The organism is Lacicoccus kunmingensis DSM 17847 (assembly GCF_059568765.1).
In genome coordinates this window covers 24,479-44,300 of record NZ_JCANUC010000019.1, presented here as the reverse complement: position 1 = coordinate 44,300, position 19,822 = coordinate 24,479, and the positions used below count along the sequence as shown (strand labels likewise).

Sequence of the window (19,822 nt, the reverse complement as noted above, 5' to 3'; positions counted from 1 at the left end):
GTTGTTCGCCTCAACTTTGTGCTCCCATATAATAGAAGCTTTGTTCGGAATTAAACGTTGACATATTGTCATTCAGTTTTCAATGTTCTCGTTTTGGTGTTGCTTTAATATCTTATCACAGCTCTAAAATCTTTGCAATAATAATTTAATATAAATTTAACAAAGTTAATATTTGCTGATTTACACTTGCGTTTTTTCGCTCCTGTTCAAAGCGACTACGTAAGAATATCAAGTTTCCAAACCAACGTCAACACTTTAATAACATCTTTTGTTGTATATTTACCAAAACGGCATTTTTAATGCAATAATATATACAAAAGCTGTTTGAGCCCGCGCTTCTGGTCCCAAACAGCTTTACATTAAATTATTATTCACTGCTGTACTTTAATTGCTTTTATTTTTGACACTGCCTCTTTTACGGTTTTTGGTTTTCTTTTTATTATTACTCTTGATGTCTTTCTTCCTCTGTTTTGCCAATCTTTCCCGTTCAGCTTTTTCGTCGCGTTCTTTCCTAAGTTCTTTACGCTTTTCTTCATTGATATCACTTTTCGTGATTCTGCCCCGCTCCTTCTTTTCTCTTTCAGAAGCTTCTATATAATCCGGCAGTTTAATCAATTGATAGGCATTCATCACTAAAATCGCAAAAACAGATCTGAAAATCCATGAAGTATCATCAACAACTACGAAAGGAATCATAGTAATCGCTGTAATGAATACCATAAAGAATAATGAGGGTATGAAGACATTTGCATCTTTGACCTGCTTATTCTTATGACGTGCAACTACTATACCGACCACTATCATTAATATCGGGATCCACATGAAGCCCCAGACAGAACCTGTTTCCACACCGACTTCATAAAATCGGAAATAGAACAAATCAAAAATAGCATAAATGATAAGAAGCAATTGGATATAAGGCCAGAAACCTTTAAATATCCCCATACCTAACGGATGTATAAAAAGATAGATGAAAAACGCAACTTGACTGATTGTCGCAATCAGCAAACCGAATGTGATAAACCACACCAGGCCGGCTAAAAATTCTCCGATATTGCCGGTGAATAAGTAACTCGTCACATTTTCATATTCTAATATCAAGCTGATAACAGTGGATATCACTGTTCCAATAAGTAAAGTAGTAAAATAAAACTTAACTAAATATTTTGATGTCATACAGCTTTCTCCTACTATTCTTTACTTTGTTCATCTTTACTTTGTGCAATGATTTTGTTAGAAATTTCTGTGTAGATATCACTGATTTTATCATCTTTATAAATAGACGGTGCAAAATCATCATGATCCCACTTCGGTTGACCAAGCGGTACTTGTCCCAGTAACGGTACTTCAAGGTCTGCAGCAAGTTTCTCTCCGCCGCCGGTGCCGAATACATATTCCTTCTGACCGCTGACTTCACTTTCAAAGTAACTCATATTTTCAACTACACCGATAATTTCATGATCCGTATGCAATGCCATTGAGCCGGCACGCGCTGCCACAAATGCCGCAGTTGGATGTGGTGTTGTTACTATAATCTCTTTACTGTGAGGTAACATCTGATGGACGTCCAGTGCTACGTCACCTGTGCCTGGCGGTAAGTCCAGAATCAAGTAATCCAGTTCGCCCCACTGTACTTCATTGAAGAAACTTGTCAGCATTTTACCCAGCATAGGTCCGCGCCAGATTACCGGCGTGTTCTCTTCTACGAAAAATGCCATTGATATCACCTGGACACCATAGCGTTCTACCGGAATGATTTTTTCACCTTCAACAGCAGGCTTATCAACAATTCCCATCATGTCAGGCACGCTGAAACCATAAATGTCAGCATCAATAATACCGACTTTTTTACCGGCCTTCGCCAAGGATACTGCAAGGTTGACTGATACCGTCGATTTACCAACGCCACCTTTACCTGAAGCAACCGAGATAAACTCAGTTTTGCCGTCACTGAATTTGCTTTCTATAGGAGACGCCTCATTGCCTCTATGCTCATTAATCAGGTCATCTTCCAATTCTTCAAAACGGATACCGACTGTGGCAAAGCCATTATCTTTTAATAAATCAACAACCTTCATTTGTAAATCCAGTTGTTCCTGTCCGCCTAAACGTCCTATGGCGAGTTTCACACTGACGTGTTCTTTCTCTTCTTTGACCTTAACTTCCACGATACCCTCAGTTTCTTTAAAAGGTACGTTTAAAACCGGGTCATTAATATCGCCTAGAAGTTCTTCTACTTCTTTATTTGATAACATCGTTTTTCTCCTTTATCTACAAAATTCAATATAACAATCATAACATAATCAATATACTAAAATTAAAAAATATCCAAACACTTTATGATAAATGTTTGGATATTCAGACTTAAGTCTTAGTTATTCATTTTTGTTATCTTCTGAACGGACTTTCTGTTCAAACTTGGATAATTGTTTTTCTGCAAATGAGCGCCCACCGATACCGAATGATATTGCGAAAGCCACAGCAACTGCACCAAGTATTAGAAGGAATGCAGCATTTACGATGCTTTGTGCAAAGTTCAACTGATCTAAAGTCATGAATACTGCAACGATGATTAATAGATATTTAACGATTTCACCAAAGAATCTGTTGCCTGTGCTTTTAACAATGACAGAGGATATGATGTTCCCTCCGACAAAACCAAGCGCCAGAATGATCGATGCTGATAAAACAAGTGGCAGGTAAGCAATGATCGCTCCACCAATCGTGTTTAGAATTTCTAAATTCAATACGCTTAGAGCTTCCACTAGGAAGAACAGACCGATAAGTGTTGTAACAATCCATCCTGTTGCAGAAGGGACCTCCATAAAAAGTAAATATTAACTAAATAAACTTAGATATGTAGGGGGTTCGTATACACCTTACATGTGAAGTGAATAGAACATGGCGTTAATCCCACTTTAATAATTTCATTCCAATGACATTTCCCTGTACTACACACATGTTTCCGAAAATTCCGATAATATCATTGCATTTCCTCTCGATATTTTATAATATTTATTTAAAATATTTGAAAGATGTCATTTGCTTATAATTTCAAAATTGAATATAGGGGATGTTTGAGATGGAAATAATTACAGCAATATCTGACTTTCTTTGGGGTTATCCAATTATAATCGCCCTCCTTGTTACAAGTGTTTTCCTAACGTTTCGTTTGAAGTTTTTCCAATTCAGAAAACCACTTTACATTTTTCAGCAGACAATTGGACAAGTTGGTAAAAAATCAAAAGGCAGGGGCACAATCACACCATTTCAGACATTGACGACTGCCTTGTCCTCGACAATCGGTGCCGCCAACATTGTCGGTGTGCCTGTAGCAATAATGCTGGGCGGGCCCGGTGCTTTATTCTGGATGTGGGTAATTGCTTTTCTCGGAATGGCATTAAAATTCGGAGAGACGACGCTCGGTGTCCACTATCGTGAGAAAAATGCGATTGGTGAGTACGTGGGCGGGCCGATGTACTACATGCAGAATGGTATTAAGTGGCCAAAAATCGGTAAAATTCTCGCTGTCTGGTATGCTTTTTTTCTGATGATCGAGTTAATACCGAGTATAATGGTCCAAAGTAATTCCGTTGCGAGCACAGTCAGTACCACATTTTCCGTTCCGCCATTGATTACCGGCATCCTCGTCGCTGTACTTGCCGGAGTTGTGGTATTCGGCGGTGTCAAACGTATCGGACGTGTAACTTCATACTTAGTTCCAATAATGGCTTTCTTCTATATTATTGCGGGCTCTATCATCATTTTGATCAATATCGATATGGTACCTGAAATATTGGCACTGGTATTTACAGAAGCCTTCAACCCGACCGCAGCGCTCGGAGGCGGCGCCGGTGTTGTATTAGCAGAATCCATCCGCTGGGGGTTTGCCCGCGGTATATACAGTAACGAAGCCGGGCTCGGTACTTCGCCCATTGCCCACGCCGCTGCACAAACAGATCATCCGATTCGCCAGGCATTTTGGGCTGTTATTCAAATTTTGGTCGACACATTGATTATCTGTACAATTACCGGACTTGTCGTTTTAATGACAGGTGTTTGGCAGCATAATGATGCCCATGAAGACAGTGTCAGAGAATCTCTGACAGCACGCGCTTTCGAAGATACTTTCGGAGCATTTGGCGGTGGAATGATTGCCGTCGCGTTAATTTTCTTTGTGTTCTCAACAGTTACAGTCGTTATATTTTATGGTGCAAGACAGGCTGAATTCCTATTTGGATTATGGGCAGGCAAAGTGATTAAAGTGGTATACATCATTTCTATTATTGTCGGTGCCATCGGAGGGGCAACATTCTTCTGGTCGCTGCTCGACTTGACTTTATTCTTTGTCGTACTGCCGAACCTGATTGCAGTAATTCTAATGTCTCCAAAAATTGTGGAACTGTATAATGAATTTTTCCATACAGAAGGCAAGTACTATAAAAAAGATACAGAAAAATAAAAAGAGCTACGAAAGTAGCTCTTTATTTTTTACCCGACCATTATTTTATTTAATTCTTCCGCATCTTTTATGTCGATGCCAAGTTTATCCAAAGTCAATCCTATTTCAAAATAATCTCTTTCAAGCAATACACCTGTCAGCGTTATGACCGAATCCATCACAGGAGTTTCTACACCGACAGCATCCGCGATACTTGCCCACAGTACAAGTCCACTTTCCACATCTTCAGTGATATAACGATTCTCCAGATCAGTCGGGCCCAGTATTTCTTTCAGCATCGGTGATTCATTGAATTGTTCAAGCAGCGGTTTCCCTTTTTCAAAATAACCGCTCCTCTCACTGCGTGAAGATTTATCGACCGCTTCATAACCTAACACTCTGCATATTTTCTGACGTTCCTCATCAATTTTATGGACGACGTTCACTGTATGTTCCGTTATACCTTCTTTGTATAAATAAAAAGAATCACCCGCATAGTCTATACGTCCCGCATTTAAAATTGACGGACCCGGATGACTTTCCGGATTTCCATTATTTAATGTTACTTCAATAATCGTATCCGCTTTGACAAAGTCATACATTTCACTTAAAACTTCCAACATCTCATCGGTATCTTTAGCCGGGTATGCTGCAAACAGATTATGCTGATTGTAGCCGATCAGATTCGCCTCATTTGTTTCTGCATTGTACCTTGATGCGTATGTGAGCGACATAGATTCCCCGACTTTGACTTCCTTTTCTATACCCATCTTCTGAAGTACATTGCGCAGTCTGATACTGCACATGGCGCTCGCACTGTTGATATATATGTGCTGACCGTCTTCCAGGTATGGCGCAAGGTTTTCAGTCACCTTTTCCACAGCAGGGGCGGGAATCGCCAGCATTAATACATCCTGGCCACTGACCGCTTCTTCAACATCTCTCGTAAACGAATGTATTTTAACCGCTTCACCATTTAAAATGATTTCATTGTTCTCTCTGATTTTTTCCAGGTTTCTTTCCGATTCTTTGGACTGATATAAAGTCACTTCATGTCCTGCTTTAGTTAAATCTGCTGCAGCAGTCACGCCGCCATGTCCGGCTCCAAAAATACCAATTTTTAATGTCACCTATATTCCTCCTTTTTGATAAACCACTTCACCATCTATAATTGTATATAATACTTCCGTTTCCAATAATTCATCCGGGTCAACAGCCATGACATCTCTGTCGAAGACAGCAAAATCTGCCAGGTACCCTTTTTTGATCTGTCCGGATTTGTCACTGCGGTGCACGATTTCAGCCGCATTTTTCGTATACATTTGAAACGCTTCGAATACACTGATTGTTTCATTTTTGTTATAAACACCGGTTTTCCCGTGACGCGTGACCAGTGCATGAATCCCCTGTAATGGATTCACATCCTCAATCGGCGCATCCGAACCGCCGCCAAGAATCAGTCCTTTATCCAGCATCGTCCTGAAATTGTACAGACGATCTGCCCTTTCTTTACCGATATAGTCCTCTACCCAGGGCATATCTGAAGTCAGAAAAGTCGGTTGAACATCGCATATGACATCGAGTGCTGCCATCCTGTCCATCATTTCTTCATCAAGCAGGCTGACATGTATCAATCTGTCGTGCTTTCCTTTTTGGACAGGATACTTCTCTATCACATCAAGCACAAGTTCGGTTGCCTGGTCGCCAATCATATGAACAGCAACAGCATCACCGTTCTTTCTCGCCTTTTTAACCAGTTTTTCTAAATTCTCTTCCGTGTGGATTTGGAGTCCTATATCACCAGAACCTTCATAAGGTTCCTTCATCAAAGCAGTCTGTCCGCCAAAAGCGCCGTCGGTAAAGATTTTCATCGCATCTTCTTCTACCCAATCCTTTTTAAATTGAGGATTTTTCTCTATCATTTCTTCATAGACTGCTTCATGCCTCAAAAGATTCACTCTGAATTTAAGCTGATTTTTTCCGATGGTATTCAAGTAAGCATTGAGCGGTACATCATTGGGGCCGTACGCAGCCATATCTTCCGTATGCACACCTGTCACACCCAGCGTATATAAGTATTTCACCGCCTGTGTAATATCATCACTGACTGATTCAACGGTGTCATCCACCTGCGCTTCTCTGAACTTATCAAACACCGTATCGTAAACCCAGCCTGTCAGTTCACCGGACGCATCCTTTTCATAAGATCCACCTTCAGGATTTTCTACATTTTTGTCGATGCCGAGTGCTTCAAGCGCTTTAGTATTCACTATGCCTGCATGCTGGCATACTCTCGCGACGACTGTCGGTTTATCCGTCAGCTCATCGAGCTCTGCACGGTTCAACCGGTAGTTATCTTCAAAGTTATTTTCATCGTATCCGAGAATCATATCCCATTCTCTGTCAGAACGATGATTTTCAATCAATTCTTTTACATGATCAATATTATTTTCATCATATAAAACAAGTGACCGCAATTTTTTACCGAGCATCACCAGATGCATGTGAGTATCATTCAACCCGGGCAGCATCGCCGCCCCTTTTAAATCCACGATTTTATCTGCTTCGTTTTCCAATATATTCAGTCCGGTGATGATGCCGTCCTCCACAACTATGTTGTCATAAGTCTCGCCTGCTGCGTCCATACTGTAAATTTTGCCGTTCTTATATAAGGTTTTCAAAAAAACGCCCTCCTTTAAAAAATACTTCATATTATATTCATATAATATGAAGTATTTCAATATCACTCGTCGTCTTTACTTAATTCTTCACTGCGGCTTGCTGCAGCATTCAACGTCTTAATCAATATTTTCTTTAGTCCGTCTCCATCAAGGGCATCAAGACCAGCTTCGGTCGTACCATGTTTAGACGTAATATTTTTACGCAGATCGCTGAAAGACAGTTCTGAATCCTCAACCATCTTACCTGCCCCAATCACAAGATTACGGGTGAGGAACATCGCTTCTTCTTCATCAAAGCCGAGTTCCATCAGGCTTTCAGCATACATTTCATATATATAGTATAGAAACGCTGAACCAGAACCGGTTGCAGCTGTTATATTATGCATCTCATCCTCTTCCACAGTCACTGTAGTACCGAAACTTTCCATCAGCTCTATCAGTTCATCTCTGTCAGTAAAGTTGCTGGAATATGATATGCCGTTCACTGAATGCTGTACCATTGCGTTTGTGTTCGGCATTATTCTTGCAATCGGGTTTTCGGTTTTAAGTTCCCGGCGAATGGTCTTTATTTGCGTACCCGCCATGACTGATACTATTTTTGTCTCAGGTTCAAGGTATGGCCGTATTCTGCTTGCAACAGAAGGAAAGCTCTGTGGTTTACTTGCAAGTATCACATAATCTGTGTCTTTTAATAGTTCCTGATCATCATATGATACGTTGACACCCAGATTTTCTTTGAAAAACATTATTTTTTCCTGCATGCTTCTACTCGTCAAGTAAATATCTGAAGGTGCTACAACACGATTTTCAATCATGCCGATAAAAATAGCACTTGCCATGTTTCCCGCACCGTAAAAGACAATCTTCATCAAATCAACTCCATTAAAATTTTTGACCCATGCTTTATCTTAACAAACTGATATAAAAAGTGAAGTTTAATCTGCATTAAATAAAAAATACAATTGCGGCATAATGTAACCCGCTTGCAATGATTATGAAAAAATGCCAGATCATATGAAAGTACTTTCTTTCCTTTTGTGAATAAAACCATGCGCCTATTGTATAGCTGATTCCACCGAGTACGATAAGACTTATGAAAACCCAGCCGGTTTCACTGATGATGAGCGGCGTAAAGATAACAGCCATCCAGCCCATCACCATATAAAATACCATGCTGACTTTAGAACTGACTTTTGGACTCAATACTTTATAAAGTATACCCAGCACGGCCGCCACCCACTGGATAACCAGTGTCATCATGCCCCAGAAACCGCCGATGACAGAAATCGCAATCGGCGTATAAGTCCCTGCAATCGCAATATATATGAAACTGTGATCAAGCAGCCTCATAATATACTTGTGCTTTGTATTATGTGCCATCGAGTGATATAAAGTAGAAGTCAGAAACATCAGCAGAATACTGATGACATATATCGAGCCCCCAACTGCATATTCAACGCCGCCTTCTGCATACATGTAAACCGCAGTAAATGGAAGGAGAAAGATGAATATTAAGGCAGCTACACCGTGGCTCACACTGTTGCCGACTTCTTCCCCAAAAGATAACGGGATAACACCGCGCAGTGAACGTTCTAATTTCGTCTCTTTATTTTCTGTTGCCTGATTTACGGCCCCGTCATTTTTAGTCATTAAATCAATCCTTCGGATTTCAGATCCTGATATGCAGTTTCTACACTGTCTTTGCCTTCTTTATTTTTCAGCGGAGAAAATTCGCCTTTTCTGTCCACCTGCAGCGTATTGTGCTTTTCAGCATATTTGAATGCATCAAAATAAAACTTCTCGAACTTCAGCACTTCTTCTTTAACTTCGTTTAAATCATTGTCTAAAGAGTCTAGCTTCTTCAATGCCAAATGATATGGCATTTCAGCTTTGCCTACAGTATCCAGAAATTCTGTCGAAAAGATATGAATACCTATGTTGCCGTTTAAAAATTGTCTGTCTGTGCCTTCCGGCAGTTCCGTATATTCAACAACAGCCTTGACGCCGTCAACCAGACTCAGCCGGCCGACGCTCTCGCCCGGTTTAGGAGCGATGGATTTGGAAGTGACTTCATTGCCATTATCCAAATGAAGCCCTGCAAGAAGAGTATCCAGTACTTTAACCACTGCATTATCCACGTTATTCATGAATACATGCTTAACTCCACGGCTTTTCATATCTTCAAGCATTCCGGAGCTATATAATGAGGCAAAAATACCGCCATTGCCGTTTGGCGTCAGCATAATTTCCTTTTCCGGCGTCAATAATAATGTCTTGTCTTTTTTCACCGGCGGGAAATGTTCCTGCTTGAAAAAGTGGATGTTGTCTTTAGGCAGATCGAAGTATTTATTTTCTTCGAAAAAGTTTAACGTTTCTTCATGGTTGATATCGCTTGTCATGATGTACCAATGTACCGGTGCGCCCTCTTCCGATATATATTTCTTCAACTGTCTCGCCTGCAGTTCGAATAATGACAAGCCGTCAAAAGAAAATGTCCCTTTTGGACCGGGATGTTGCAGGCGTGTACCCTGTCCTCCGGCCATGAGAAGGACCGCAAATTCACCTTTATAGATGGAACCCTCTGCTCTTTCCCTTAATTTCTCTTTCTGGAAATCTTCAATATCATTGACTGAAACGTATTGAATCTCTTCTATTTTTTCCATATCAACTGCTGCGGGATTTACATATGTTTCTTCATATACTTTTTCAATATGCCCAATATCCAACGTTTTGAATGATTCATCCAAATGCTGCTGCTCTGAAGCATTTAATTTGTCATATTGAGGTATCCATTTTTCAATCATAGTTTAGCTCCTCATTATATTATTCAGTGATCACTTTCCGAATGAGTTCGATATCCGCCTCATTGTCACCAATTTTATAATTTTCGAGTATTTTTTGTTTTACCGCTTCGACGTCTTCAGTATTGCTGTAGATTGTAACGAGTGATTCTCCGGTTTCGACTCTGTCGCCCACTTTTTTATTGAGCATCAGACCGACAGCAAGGTCAATCACATCTTCTTTCGTCTGACGGCCGGCGCCAAGCATACTGGAAGCAACACCCATTGCCTCCGATCCGATTTTTTCTACAAATCCGGACTGTTCCGCTTCTACTTCGAATGTATATTTCGCCTGCGGCAGTTTGTCCAGGTCATCCACCATGGATGCATCACCGCCCTGATTTTTAAGGAATACTTTAAATTTCTCCAAAGCACTGCCGTCATCTATAACTCCCTGAAGTTTGGTCCGTGCTTCTTCCAGCGTCTCGGCTTTGCCTCCGAGCACCACCATCTGGCTGCCCAGTTCAAGGCTCAGCTCAGTAAGGTCCTCCGGTCCTTCTCCTTTAAGGGTTTCAATCGCCTCTTTCACTTCAAGCGCGTTCCCAATCGCTCTTCCAAGCGGCTCTTCCATGCTCGAAATGATTGCCATCGTGTGACGTCCGACGTTATTTCCGATTGAAACCATCGCAGAAGCAAGCTCCGTGGCATCTTCCGTCGTTTTCATAAATGCACCGTCTCCGACTTTGACATCGAGAACGATTGCATCTGCACCGGCTGCAATTTTCTTACTCATGATTGAGCTTGCAATCAGCGGGATTGAGTTCACAGTCGCCGTCACATCTCTCAATGCATATAGTTTTTTATCTGCAGGTGTCAAATTGCCGGACTGTCCGATGACCGCGACTTTGTCACGATTGACTATATTAATGAATTCCTGTTCTGTAATTTCAACATGGAAACCATCGACCGCTTCCAATTTATCAATCGTTCCGCCTGTGTGGCCGAGCCCACGTCCGCTCATTTTGGCAACGGGGACATCCAATGCCGCAACAAGTGGTGCTAAAACAAGCGTCGTCGTATCACCGACACCGCCGGTGGAATGTTTATCCACTTTCACTCCGCCGATTTCAGACAGATCTATCTGATCGCCCGAAGCCACCATCGCCATCGTCAAATCGGCTCTTTCCTCATCATTCATATCATTGAAGAAAATAGCCATCATAATACTTGAGACTTGATAATCCGGAATGTCATCATTCGTATAACCTTCGACAAAGAAATCAATCTCCTCTTTTGTCAGCGGTTCATTATCACGTTTTTTCGCAATGATATCTACCATTCTCATAAAATCACTCCTTTACAGTTATTCATTTATTAACTTCTGCCCACCGAATGGTGGTCTCTTGCATCTTTATAATAATCAAGCAATCGTTTTGAAGCGTTGTCCCATGAGAACTTCAGCGCTTCTTTCCGCGCTTCTTCTTTTATATTATTGAATTTCTCTTCTTCATCGATGACTTCGACCGCGTCCAACAGGCTGTCGAGATCTTCGTTTTCATAGAGCATGCCATTAACCTCATGGGAGACCTGCTCCATTGTCGGACCACTTTTCGCTGCAATGATAGGCAGCCCTGAGGCCATGCCTTCCAAAATGACCAGTCCCAGTGTTTCCGAGATGCTCGGGAAGATAAACGCATCACTTGAAGCATAAGCTCTGGAAAGTTCTTCGCCATGAAGAAATCCGGTGAAGACCGTCTTGGTTCCTTCAAAGACCTTTTCAAGTTCATTTCTTGCAGGACCGTCGCCGATGATTGCAAGGCTGATATCACTCCTTTTTTCGAGCATCGGTAAAAGCCTATGTATTTCTTTTTCAATTGCCAGCCTTCCGATGAACACCAGAAGTTTATTATCAGGTTCACCGTTTGTCAGACGCTCTCTCATCGCTGCATCTCTAAATTTCGGATGTCGCTTTTCAACATCGACTCCACGGGGAATTACAGACAGCCGTTCAACGCCTTCTGCATCCAGCTCTCCTTTTATCGTTTCTGAAGTCACCAGGTTCATATCCGCGTTTTTATGTTGTCTTCTGATATACCACCATAGTAATGGTTTGGCAGGTTTATATATTTTGTAGAAATCTAAGTATTTCGGCAAATGAGTATGATAGGAAGACACTAGAGGAATATCCAATTTTTGCGCCGCAATGACAGCGCTTGTGGCCAACAGCAGCGGATTCACTGCATGGACAACATCCGGTTCAAACTTCTTCAGCTCATGATAAACTTTACGTGATGGAAAGCCCCACTTTCTGTACCTGTAAAAAGGGAAAGTGATCGGCTTTACACCAATCACTTTTGCTCCTTTATACTCCGTCACACCAAGATCCGGTGCGATTACCAGTACTTCATGGCCTTCACGTAAAAAATATTCGATTGCCTTTTTCAATCTTGTTACTATACCATCGGTCGATGGTAAAAATGTTTCTGTTACAATCGCAATCTTCATCCGTTAAAGCCTCCACATTTCTAAACTCTTATTTCCAGGTCACTGTCGGAAGAACGTTATCCACTATGATTCTGTCTTTATGCTGAAGTGAATAAGTGAGTATCTCTTCCAGCACTTCATCAGTCAGAAGATGCGGTTCCAGACCCAGGTCGATCAGTGCTGTATTGATTGCATTGTAATAATGCTCTTCTTTTTCAACACGCGGGTTTTCGACGTTTGAAACTTCTACGTCTATGTCCAGACCTTTAGCGACTTTCTTGATTCTCTCTGCAAGTTCCAGAACAGAGTATGATTCCGTAAACTGGTTGAACACTCTGAATTCACCGCGGTCCGCTGGATTCTCAGCCGCAATTTCAACACAGCGCACTGTATCTTTGATGTTCAGATAGCCCCTTGTCTGTCCGCCTGCACCGTATACTGTAATATCATGGCCGATTGCAGCCTGTGTAATGAAACGGTTCAGAGCAGTACCGAAGATTGCATCATAATCCAGACGGTTTACAAGGACAGGGTCTTTTAATGTTTCCTCTGTATTCAGCCCGTAAACAACCCCCTGGTTAAGGTCTGTCGCACGGATGCCCCAGATTTTACATGCGAACATGATATTGTCTGTATCATGCACTTTAGTCAGGTGGTAGAAAGAACCCGGCTGTTTAGGGAACGGAAGTACATCTTTTCTTCCTTTATGTTCTACTTCAATATATCCTTCTTCGATGTCAATATTAGGCTGGCCATATTCACCCATCGTCCCCAGTTTGATCAGGTGGCAGTCCGGTTCAAATTCTTTGATGGCATACAGTACATTCAAATTTCCGATAACGTTGTTCTGATGTGTGTAAACTGCATGTTCTCTATCTATCATTGAGTATGGCGCTGAACGCTGTTCCGCAAAATGAACAAATGCTTCAGGTTTTTCCTGTTTGAATACGAGACTTAAGAAATCGTAATGGTTTAAATCACCTTCGTAAACCTTGATTTCCTTACCAGTCAATTCCTTCCATTTCGCAACACGTTCTTCCAGTGATGCGATGGGTGTAACTGAGTTAGAATTGAGCTCTTTGTCATACTCTCTTCTAACCAGGTTATCTACTATAGTAACTTCATGACCTTTTTCAGATAAATAGAGTGCAGTCGGCCATCCGCAGAAACCGTCTCCTCCAGCTACAATAATTCTCATTTGAACATCCTCCGATTCACTTCGTATAATTTTTAAGTATACTTATGTATACACATCTATTATAAGTATTAATCCTCTTAGTAACAAATTATTCTATCTTTACAGCATGTTATATCTTTGTAAATAACAGGTAAATATTCCGCACGACAGAGATTATCCATACTTTTCAATTTAATTATGATATTTCTACTTCGTCGTCGCCGTCCAGTCTTTGCTGTGACGGTATCTTTTAATATGCGCATATATATTTTCCCCTGCATAATCTTCATTGGTATATACCGTAATATCAAAATACTTTCCAGTTTCAGACAGTTCTTCTTTCAAATAAAAATCTCTTAAATGTTCGAAAAGATTTTTCATCTGGTCCATCTTCAGGCTTGGATATTCCCGCAGCACTCTTTTTTGCAGTCCGCTCGGTTCGTCGATAATTTCCTGAACCACTATTACAAACGTTTCATCTTCTTTAATGACATCATCAAAAATGTTTGTCTGACCAAACTCTGTCACGGCTCTTCCTCCTCATTATAATTCTGTCCGTAAGTCCCATAGTTCCTTAAAGAAATACTTATCAATCACTCTCTTTAAATAATTCACTCCCGAACTGCCTCCGGTCCCTGTTTTGAAGCCGATGATGCGCTGGACCGTCTTCATATGTCTGAACCGCCACTGGCTGTAACGATCTTCTATGTCCACAAGTTTTTCAAGCAGCTCATACAGTTCAAAATGCGCATCCGGGTTAAGGTATATCTGCTTAAATGCTTCTTTTACTGAATCATTCGGTTCATAGTCCTTTGTAATATCCCGGTTCAGAACAGATTCATCAATATCAAAGCCTGCTCTGTGCACCGCTTTGATTGTTTCATCATAAATACTTGGCGTCTCCAGCTGCTTTTTCAAACGTGCGGATATTTCAGGGTCTTTTTCATATATTTTCAGCGCATGCGTCGTTTTGAATCCGAGACAGAATTCCATCATCCGGTTCTGATAAGACTGGAATCCCGATGCGTTCGCCAGTATCTCCCTGAATTTCAAATAATCACTCGGTGTCAATGTGGATAATACATCCCATGAAGAAATGATCTGGTTCTGGGCATTCGCCACTCTCGCAAGCTTTTTAAAAGCGACTCTGAACTCGTCTCTGCTGATATCTTCTATTGCAGAATTCAGTTCATGGATCATCAGTTTCATCCATAATTCAGAAACATGGTGAATGATGATGAATAACTGCTCATCATGCTCATCTGACAAAGGTTTCTGTGCTGTCAATATTTGTTCCAATGACAAATACTCCCCGTATGTCATATCTTTATTGAAGTCTGTCTTAACACTTTCCCCGCTCAATGTCTTATCCTGATATTCAGACATTGTCACTCCCCCTTTTTTTAACGGCCGCTCTGACAAGTGAACCGTCTGCACCTTCTATTTTAAGCGGCAAAGCGATAAAGTCATAATATCCGCCCGGTGCTTCTTCCAATACAACGTTTTCTATAATCATGATGTCGTTCTTATAAAGTGTGTGATGAATTTTTAAATCTTTGGAATCAATATCATCGACAGATGGAACATCGATGCCGAACAGTTTGATGCCGAGGCCGGCAATATACCCGACCGCTTCCTCAGTCAAAGCAGGGACCTTTTCCGGAAAAATGCCGGTTTCATATGTTCGCTGCGTTTTCACAAGCAATATGGTTCCCTGTATATCATGTTCTGAAAGCAGTGCTTCTGTAATTTCTTCCTGGTCGTACACTTCAATTACAGTGGCCGATCCGATGTAACGGTTAATATCCAGTGAATCAACGGTTTCCCCGTTGTCATCAAAGTGAAACGGCGCATCAATATGCGTCCCCATATGGGTACTCGTCGTAATCCTACCAATATTGACGGAGCCGGTAGCCTTCTTTGTTACCGGCACTTCGAAATTAAACGGCGTATCCTCCGGCCAGTGTGCAATGTCATTCGTCAGTGTCTGCGTAATATCGATCCACATTATGCGACCACACCCCGCTTATTATCAAAGTCTTCATATTCTTTCGTTTCCATGATCTCCTTTAAAATTCTCATCGTATGATAAACATCTTCAAAAGTATTATAAAGTGCGACCGGTGCAATACGTACATAACTCGGCGCCCTGAAATCAGGAATAACACCTTTCACTTTTAAAGCGGCGTTGATGCCGGCAGCGTGTTTGTGACCGATCAGTATATGGCCGCCGCGCTCTTCATGGCTGCGGGGCGTCACCACTTCAATATCATACGCCTTGAATTCCGCATCCAGCATTTCCAACATGAAATCAGTGAGATTGAGCGATTTATTACGGATTTCTTCCATTCCCGCTTCGTTGAATAAAGAGAGCGCCCCGAGCAGCGGTGCCATGGACAGTATGTGCGGCGTACCGATCTGATACTGGCTGATATCCGCCGCTGCATCAAACTCGTGATTCATATCGAACTGGCTCTCTTTATTATTTCCGAACCAGCCTTTCAAAGACACACCCAGATAATGGTGTCTCGGATGGACGTAAAGACCCGCAACAGAACCCGGTCCGCCGTTTAAGTGCTTATACGTACACCAGACTGCAAAATCCACACCCCAATCCTCAAGATAATGAGGAATTGCACCGATTGAATGGCATAAGTCAAAACCGATGATGATGCCTTTTTCATGAGCCGTTTCCGTTAATTTTTTCATATCCAGAATCTGCCCGCTTCTGTATAATACTGCCGGCAGCAGAATCAGTGCCACAGATTCATCCATCAAGTCTATGATGTCGTCCGTTTTTAATGTATGGCCGTCACGGCTTTTCGCTTTCACCAGGCTGTCCGGGTATCCGCAATCATCAAGCACAGCCTGGACCGCGTATATATCTGAAGGGAAATTCAGATCATCAACTAAAATCTTATTTCTTGAATCAGTCGGCTGATAAAGCGTTCTGACCGTCTGGTGAATGTTCGTCGTCGTGGAATTTGTCGCAAGTACGGTTTCCTTATTCACATTGATGAGTCCTGCCATTGATTCACCGATATCTTCCGACATATAAAACCACGGTCTCTCCCCGCTCGTCCAGCCCTCGATCGCAAGCGTCTTCCAATCATTCAAAACGTCCAGCGTCGACTCTTCGGCACGCCGGCTCATCAGGCCGAGTGAATTGCCGTCCATATAGTATATATTTTCCCCGATATAAAATTCCTGTCTGTACTTATGAATCGTATCTTTCTTATCATGCTCCTGTGCAACCTCAAGCCATTTCTCCATCTTCATATCTCCCCCACTCCAACTATATCATCTTAATTTTATTTTATATAAATACAAATGCTTTATCAATGATTGATACGCCGGCCTTTGATACAATGACAGTAAATAATGATAGGAGCGTTTATATGCAAAGTTTACAAGGTAAAAATGCAATTGTTACAGGTGGCAACCGGGGCATCGGCTACCATACCGCACTAAGTCTTGCCAACGAAGGCGTGAATGTCGCAATCATCGGACGTAACGAGAGTGCATTGAATACTGCAAAAAAAGACCTCACCGATACCGGTGTGAAAGTACTGTCGGTGCAAGCGGACGTTTCTGATGAAGCCGGTGTTAAAGAGGCCGTCAAAGAAATCACCGCAGAGTTTGACTCGATTGATATATTAATCAATAATGCCGGCATGATGGGCAACGGACCGTTTCTAGAGTCCACAACTGAAAATTTTGAAAAGATGATGCAGGTAAACGTCTTCGGAATGTATCATATGCTGAAAGCCGTTCTCCCTTCCATGGTGGAACAGAAAAGTGGAGATGTCGTCAATATCGCATCGGTTTCAGGTCTCCGTTCGGGCCCGGGCGGCTCACTGTATTCGGCAACTAAATTCGCTGTCATCGGAATGACTGAAGGACTGCTCAAAGAGATGCGGCCGCACAATATCCGCATGTCCTACTTAACGCCTTCGGCAGTCAATACTGCACTGATCGGCAACAGCACCCTTCAAGAGGACACCATGACCCAGCCCGAGGACATTGCTGATATAATAGTTAATAACTTGAAGATTCATCCGCGTACATTCGTTAAAAATACTGAAATGTGGGCCACAAACCCATTACCAAAAGAAGATTAAGAGAGGGGATTTTAAAATGGTAGGACCGGCTTTAAAAAAATTCGACTCCCATAAGGCGATTCATGACGCAGGTCTCGGCGGCGCAAAAGAAAGAATAGAAGGAATGAGAGAACTGCTCGAAGAGAAGAAATATGAGCATCTGACTGAAGAAATCACCTCATTCATAGAATTCGTCGTAGGCAAGATCATCGTCCATGCTGACACTGAAGAGGAGGAAGACGGCCTCTATACACTGGCTGTTCAGAAAAATCCGGACCTTCACGATAAGGTCCAGCATCTGACCCGCGATCATGACCTGATGAAAATCATTGTCGACCTCATGAAAAAAGAACTCGAAAATAAAGAGATTGATTTCCAGAAGCTTGTCGATTTTTCAAGCTCAATTATCATAGTGAACGAAATTCATTCACGAGATGAAGAAGAAGCACTGCTCGAAAAATGACCCACTTTAAAAGCACGCTTAATATAGCGTGCTTTTTTATGTTACACTTGTATGTAAATTTCATATAAAAGGACGTGGAGAAGATGAATGGAAATAATAACAGATGGAATTTGATTGATAAGCGGATTTTAATTCCAGCTGTCATAATAATCATTCTCATCAGTATCCCCTTCGCTTTATACGAATCAGAATCACTCGACTTACTGAACAATGTATTCGATTCGATTGTCACTAATTTTGGCTGGGGATATATATGGTATGCGAATATTTTACTGATCATCGGGCTTTACATGGCATTTTCCAAATACGGAAAAGTTGTGCTGGGAGACCCGGAGGAAAAGCCTGATTTTACATTATTCCAATACTCATGTCTGTTAATTGCCATGGGACTTGGTTCTACAATTATGAGAACAGGTCTGGTGCAGTGGCCGGAGATTGCCAACAACCCGCCGGCGGGAATTGAAGCGGCTGTGCCTGAAGCCATGTTGTGGGGTAATTCCTATTCAATGTTCATATGGAGCTTTCAGACATTCTCCATATTCGTTATGGCAGCGCCTGCCATTGCATACATCATTCATGTAAAGAAAAAACCGAAAATGCGCATTTCAGAAGCCACAAGAGTTTTATTCGGGGATAAATTTACAGACGGTATCGGCGGCACCCTGCTGGACATATTGTTTTTAGTGAGTATTTTATCGGGGGCTGCAGTGACATTGGGTCTCGGGACACCGATTATTACTTCAAACCTCGCTTCGTTACTCAACACTGATGTAACATTCACTATGACGTTGATCGTTACTGTTGTATGGGTCATATTATTTTCTATCAGTGCATATGTAGGCATAGATAAAGGGATAAAAAGACTCAGTGTGATGAACATGTATCTGGCAAGTATTTTCGCACTCTTCATACTGATTGTTGGCCCCGGCATATTTATAATGGACTTCTTTACAGATTCTGTCGGTCATCTCATGTCCAATTATTTAACATTCTCATTCTTTACTGAATCGACCGTAATAGAACAGACGGCTTTCATTAAAAACCATTTGGTTTTCTGGTTTGCCTATAACGCGACATGGGCCATGCTTCACAGTATTTTTGCAGCCAGAATATCAAAGGGCCGTACAGTAAAAGAAATGATACTCACATATTTAGTCGCACCCACGGCATTATCCTGGATCGCAACAGGTATTCTCGGCGGTATTGGTGTACACCGTCAACTGACCGGTCAACTCGATGTGCTGTCATCGGCAGCGGACAACGAACCTGTGAGCATTATTCCGGATATCCTTGAAACACTGCCGTTATCCGGCATCATTATGGTAATGTTCATCATCATCGCTTTGATTTTCCTGACGACAACTCTGGACTCAACGACATTTACCATTGCAGCCTATACAAGTAAAAATGACATGAGTGAGCAGGACCCTTCTAAATTTGTCCGCATCCTCGTTTCATTAATCATTACTGTGCTTGCACTGACGCTGATGCAGATTGGCGGACTCGCACCGCTTGAAGTGATTTCAGGCATGATGGGTATACCGATTATTGCCATCCAGTTCATACTGATCTTTGCAGCCATCAAGATGATGGATAAAGACAAAGCATGGAAATATAACATCAGAAAAGATGATTAACCAAATAAATTGCTGAGTGACCGTTGCGGTGTTAAGCCCGCAGCGGTCATTTTTTAGCG

General features: G+C 41.8%; 19 protein-coding genes. 4 read left to right on the top strand and 15 right to left on the bottom strand.

What is annotated here, in order from left to right:
* Nucleotides 1–384: 384 nt before the first annotated feature.
* The 3 genes from BO48_RS14135 to BO48_RS14125 form a co-directional block, all read right to left on the bottom strand.
* Nucleotides 385–1,176, bottom strand: coding sequence for a KinB-signaling pathway activation protein (locus tag BO48_RS14135; RefSeq protein ID WP_496368369.1), 792 nt, complete (start codon nucleotides 1,174–1,176; stop codon nucleotides 385–387).
* Between the two features lie 14 nt (nucleotides 1,177–1,190).
* The gene (gene salA, locus BO48_RS14130; protein ID WP_496368367.1) at nucleotides 1,191–2,255 is read right to left on the bottom strand and encodes an iron-sulfur carrier protein/transcriptional regulator SalA; all 1,065 of its coding nucleotides are present in this window, start codon (nucleotides 2,253–2,255) and stop codon (nucleotides 1,191–1,193) included.
* Nucleotides 2,256–2,375: 120 nt separating this feature from the next.
* Complete coding sequence (locus BO48_RS14125) at nucleotides 2,376–2,825, bottom strand: hypothetical protein (RefSeq protein WP_496368365.1); 450 nt, start codon at nucleotides 2,823–2,825, stop codon at nucleotides 2,376–2,378.
* Nucleotides 2,826–3,082: 257 nt separating this feature from the next.
* Between BO48_RS14125 and BO48_RS14120 the strand changes: the two genes are divergently transcribed.
* Nucleotides 3,083–4,462: an alanine/glycine:cation symporter family protein gene (locus tag BO48_RS14120; RefSeq protein ID WP_496368363.1), complete on the top strand. Its 1,380-nt coding sequence runs from the start codon at nucleotides 3,083–3,085 to the stop codon at nucleotides 4,460–4,462.
* A gap of 29 nt (nucleotides 4,463–4,491) precedes the next feature.
* Here the strand turns inward: BO48_RS14120 and BO48_RS14115 are convergent, their stop codons facing one another.
* From BO48_RS14115 to kynU, 12 genes are all read right to left on the bottom strand, one after another.
* Nucleotides 4,492–5,571, bottom strand: coding sequence for an NAD/NADP octopine/nopaline dehydrogenase family protein (locus BO48_RS14115; protein WP_496368361.1), 1,080 nt, complete (start codon nucleotides 5,569–5,571; stop codon nucleotides 4,492–4,494).
* Nucleotides 5,572–7,122 carry an amidohydrolase gene (locus BO48_RS14110; protein WP_496368359.1) on the bottom strand — a complete coding sequence of 517 codons (1,551 nt, stop codon included), beginning with the start codon at nucleotides 7,120–7,122 and terminating at the stop codon, nucleotides 5,572–5,574.
* Between the two features lie 62 nt (nucleotides 7,123–7,184).
* Nucleotides 7,185–7,991: a pyrroline-5-carboxylate reductase gene (gene proC, locus BO48_RS14105; protein ID WP_496368357.1), complete on the bottom strand. Its 807-nt coding sequence runs from the start codon at nucleotides 7,989–7,991 to the stop codon at nucleotides 7,185–7,187.
* Between the two features lie 76 nt (nucleotides 7,992–8,067).
* Nucleotides 8,068–8,772, bottom strand: coding sequence for a PAQR family membrane homeostasis protein TrhA (gene trhA, locus BO48_RS14100; RefSeq protein WP_496368355.1), 705 nt, complete (start codon nucleotides 8,770–8,772; stop codon nucleotides 8,068–8,070).
* Nucleotides 8,772–9,926 (bottom strand): UTP--glucose-1-phosphate uridylyltransferase, encoded by a 1,155-nt coding sequence (locus BO48_RS14095; protein ID WP_496368353.1) that lies wholly within the window; start codon nucleotides 9,924–9,926, stop codon nucleotides 8,772–8,774. The genes trhA and BO48_RS14095 overlap by 1 nt, the downstream gene beginning before the upstream one ends.
* Nucleotides 9,927–9,945: 19 nt before the next feature.
* Nucleotides 9,946–11,247 carry a pyrimidine-nucleoside phosphorylase gene (locus BO48_RS14090; protein WP_496368351.1) on the bottom strand — a complete coding sequence of 434 codons (1,302 nt, stop codon included), beginning with the start codon at nucleotides 11,245–11,247 and terminating at the stop codon, nucleotides 9,946–9,948.
* 29 nt (nucleotides 11,248–11,276) lie between these two features.
* On the bottom strand, nucleotides 11,277–12,407 hold the full coding sequence (locus BO48_RS14085; RefSeq protein WP_496368349.1) for a glycosyltransferase family 4 protein: 1,131 nt from the start codon (nucleotides 12,405–12,407) through the stop codon (nucleotides 11,277–11,279).
* 28 nt (nucleotides 12,408–12,435) lie between these two features.
* The gene (locus tag BO48_RS14080) at nucleotides 12,436–13,584 is read right to left on the bottom strand and encodes an NAD-dependent epimerase/dehydratase family protein (protein ID WP_496368347.1); all 1,149 of its coding nucleotides are present in this window, start codon (nucleotides 13,582–13,584) and stop codon (nucleotides 12,436–12,438) included.
* Nucleotides 13,585–13,770: 186 nt separating this feature from the next.
* Nucleotides 13,771–14,091: a hypothetical protein gene (locus BO48_RS14075; protein ID WP_496368345.1), complete on the bottom strand. Its 321-nt coding sequence runs from the start codon at nucleotides 14,089–14,091 to the stop codon at nucleotides 13,771–13,773.
* 15 nt (nucleotides 14,092–14,106) lie between these two features.
* Complete coding sequence (gene kynA, locus BO48_RS14070) at nucleotides 14,107–14,949, bottom strand: tryptophan 2,3-dioxygenase (RefSeq protein WP_496368343.1); 843 nt, start codon at nucleotides 14,947–14,949, stop codon at nucleotides 14,107–14,109.
* On the bottom strand, nucleotides 14,942–15,571 hold the full coding sequence (kynB, locus tag BO48_RS14065; protein ID WP_496368341.1) for an arylformamidase: 630 nt from the start codon (nucleotides 15,569–15,571) through the stop codon (nucleotides 14,942–14,944). The genes kynA and kynB overlap by 8 nt, the downstream gene beginning before the upstream one ends.
* Entirely contained in the window at nucleotides 15,571–16,836 is a 1,266-nt protein-coding gene (gene kynU, locus BO48_RS14060) for a kynureninase (RefSeq protein WP_496368373.1), read from the bottom strand. Before kynU ends, kynB begins: the two co-directional genes overlap by 1 nt.
* 125 nt (nucleotides 16,837–16,961) lie before the next feature.
* On the opposite strand from kynU, the gene BO48_RS14055 reads away from it, so the two are divergent.
* The 3 genes from BO48_RS14055 (at nucleotide 16,962) to BO48_RS14045 (ending at nucleotide 19,763) form a co-directional block, all read left to right on the top strand.
* On the top strand, nucleotides 16,962–17,684 hold the full coding sequence (locus BO48_RS14055) for a 3-ketoacyl-ACP reductase (RefSeq protein ID WP_496368339.1): 723 nt from the start codon (nucleotides 16,962–16,964) through the stop codon (nucleotides 17,682–17,684).
* Nucleotides 17,685–17,700: 16 nt separating this feature from the next.
* Nucleotides 17,701–18,126, top strand: coding sequence for a hypothetical protein (locus tag BO48_RS14050; RefSeq protein WP_496368337.1), 426 nt, complete (start codon nucleotides 17,701–17,703; stop codon nucleotides 18,124–18,126).
* Between the two features lie 83 nt (nucleotides 18,127–18,209).
* On the top strand, nucleotides 18,210–19,763 hold the full coding sequence (locus BO48_RS14045; RefSeq protein WP_496368335.1) for a BCCT family transporter: 1,554 nt from the start codon (nucleotides 18,210–18,212) through the stop codon (nucleotides 19,761–19,763).
* Nucleotides 19,764–19,822 lie beyond the last annotated feature (59 nt).